The sequence below is a fragment of the Corallococcus sp. AB045 genome (assembly GCF_003668895.1).
In the GTDB taxonomy this organism is placed as follows: domain Bacteria; phylum Myxococcota; class Myxococcia; order Myxococcales; family Myxococcaceae; genus Corallococcus; species Corallococcus coralloides.
The window spans coordinates 1-2,342 of sequence record NZ_RAWN01000401.1 but is presented as its reverse complement, the minus strand read 5'-3'; the positions used below and the strand labels follow the sequence as shown (position 1 = coordinate 2,342).

Annotated in this window: 2 protein-coding genes; one reads left to right on the top strand and one right to left on the bottom strand. The window is 68.3% G+C overall.

Annotated features, from left to right (window positions below; all coding sequences use genetic code 11):
• On the bottom strand, positions 1-1,373 hold a 1,373-nt coding region (truD, locus tag D7Y21_RS41060; protein ID WP_233612501.1), incomplete at its 3' end, for a tRNA pseudouridine(13) synthase TruD.
• A gap of 70 nt (positions 1,374-1,443) precedes the next feature.
• On the opposite strand from truD, the gene D7Y21_RS41055 reads away from it, so the two are divergent.
• Positions 1,444-2,342, top strand: an 899-nt coding sequence (locus D7Y21_RS41055) for a hypothetical protein (protein WP_121718604.1), incomplete at its 3' end; no start/stop codon positions are given.

Genomic DNA, 2,342 nt, shown 5'->3' with positions numbered 1-2,342 from the left:
GGACGCTCGGACGTGGCCGGACGCTCGGACGTGGCCGGACGCGCGGTGCGGGGGGGGGCCCGGTCCGCCAGGGTGCGGTGGCGTGAAGGTCCTTCCGAGGCACGCGCGACACTCCGGGCCTCTTCCACCCGGGCCTCTTCGCGCTCGGTGGTGACGAGCCGCGGGCGCTGCGAGGTGCGGATGTCCTCCTTCGAGTCCTCCGTGTACTCGAAGTGGAACAGGCGCTTGATGACCAGCGTGGCGTACGCGCCTGGGGGCAGCGTGAAGGCCACGTTGACCTTGATGTCGCCGCGGTTCACGTCGTCGTTCTGCGTGCGGCCCACGACGAGCTTGTGCGGGAACATCACCAGCGGGCGCTGCTCCTCCTTGAAGTAGAGCATCCGCTCCGCGCCCTTGATGCGCAGGTCGGGGAGCTTGAGCTTCTCCTTGCCCAGCACCCACGTCATGGCCTCCGCCACCTTCGGATCCTGGAAGGTGGAGTCCGGCCCCACGAGCGGGAAGGTCTTCTCGCGCAGCGTGTGCAGCACGTCCGGCGTCGCGTCCCGGAAGTGCAGGAGCGTGCCGGCCTGGTAGCGCATGGGGAACATGGCTTCGCGCGGCAGCATCAGCTGGAGGTAGCGCCGGACGCCCTCGTTCCAGAGGAAGCTCTGGTACTCGAAGAGGATCATCGCCCGGTAGTCCGAGTCGATCTGCAGGAACGCGCGGAGCCAGTCGCCCGGGTGCTCACGCAGGCTGCGCAGGATGCGGTGGTACTTCTTCGCGCCCTCGAAGGGCACGCGCGCGTCCCACTTGCCCCAGTTGTCGCGCCAGAAGCCCTTCACCTTGGCGTCCTCGGTGCGGTCCAGGTCCGAGGGGCGGGCGAAGTAGTTGTGCAGCGCGGCCTCGAAGTCGCCCCGGATGATGTCCTTGGCGATGAAGCCCTGGCCGTGCTTGAGCGCGCCGAAGCGCTGGCTGTCGAAGTAGTTCACCACGCCCAGCCGGTTCACCTCCGCGGCGGACAGGTTCAAGGGCGCCAGCGAGTCGCGCGTGAGGGCACGCACGGTGACGGAGAAGCGGTTGGAGGTGATGTTCCTCGCGGACAGCGGCTTGTCCGTCCGGCCCAGGAACTTCAGGCGCAGGTCGGGCTCCTGCATGTCCACGTCCGCGCCATCCACGGCGATGATCTGCTCGGTGCGGCCCTGCTTGTCCTTCAGGCCGCAGTAGCTGATGGCGCCGGGCTTCAGGCCGAACGCGTCACGGATTCGGTTCACCGCGTCAAAGGTGGACAGCTTCTGCTTGTCCATCAGGTAGACGCGATGCTTGCCGCTTTCGACCTCGTCGAAGCGGTAGGACTCCTTCACGGAGAAGTCCTCGGGTTTTTGCTTGATTCGCACGATGCCCCCTTACCACGTGGGCGCGCGGATTGAAGCGTTCGCGCCGGAAATGGGCTTAACCTGCAACCCCATGAGAAACCTTCCCGCCCTGATCCTTTTGGGGCTCGCCGGCCTCGCCGTGGGGTGCGCGACCCCGTTGTCCACCATGCAGACGGCGAAGACGCTCTCGCCCGGGCAGGTCCAGGTGACGGGCAGCATGGGTGTGTTCGTCCCGGTGGGGACGCTGGCGTCGGTGGTGGACGTGGGCATCGACCAGGGGCGCGCGGCGAAGCGGGCCATCGAGGAGGACCGGCCCTACACCCTCACGGAGGAGGACCAGCAGCGCCTGCTGACGGCGGGTCTGGCCCTGGTGGTGGCCCCGCCGGGGGTGAACCCGGAGCTGATGGTGCGGGTGGGGCTCCTGGACGGGTTCGACGTGGGCGGGCGCTACAACGGCAACGCGCTGCGCTTCGACGGCAAGGTGCGCCTGGCCCACGGCGGCCCGGGGCCGCGCCGCTCGTATGACCTGGCGCTGGGGCTGGGGGTGTCCAAGTACCTGTTCTCCGGGGCGGTGATGGACGTCCTGGAGGTCGTCCAATTGGGGGACTTCAGCCGGACCGACGTGGAGGTGCCGCTGTACCTGAGCGCCGAGTACGGCGACGTGTTCAAGCTCTACGGCGCCCCCAAGTACGTCTTCAGCCACACCCGGCTGGACGCCCAGCTGGTGGACTTCTCCCAGCAGGGCAAGCCGGTGACGGGCTTCGACGCGAGCCTGCCGTCCACGGTGAACAGCCACTTCGTGGGCTCCACGGTGGGCTTCGCGGTGGGCTACAAGTACGTGCACTTCTACGCGGAGCTCACCGGGGGCTACGTCTTCTGCAACCCCGTCGTCTTCGGGCAGAAGCGGGACCTGGGTGGGATGACCTTCCTGCCGTCCATTGGCCTGGGGTTCCGAGCCCCCGAGCGCCGCCCGGCCGCCTCCGTGGACCC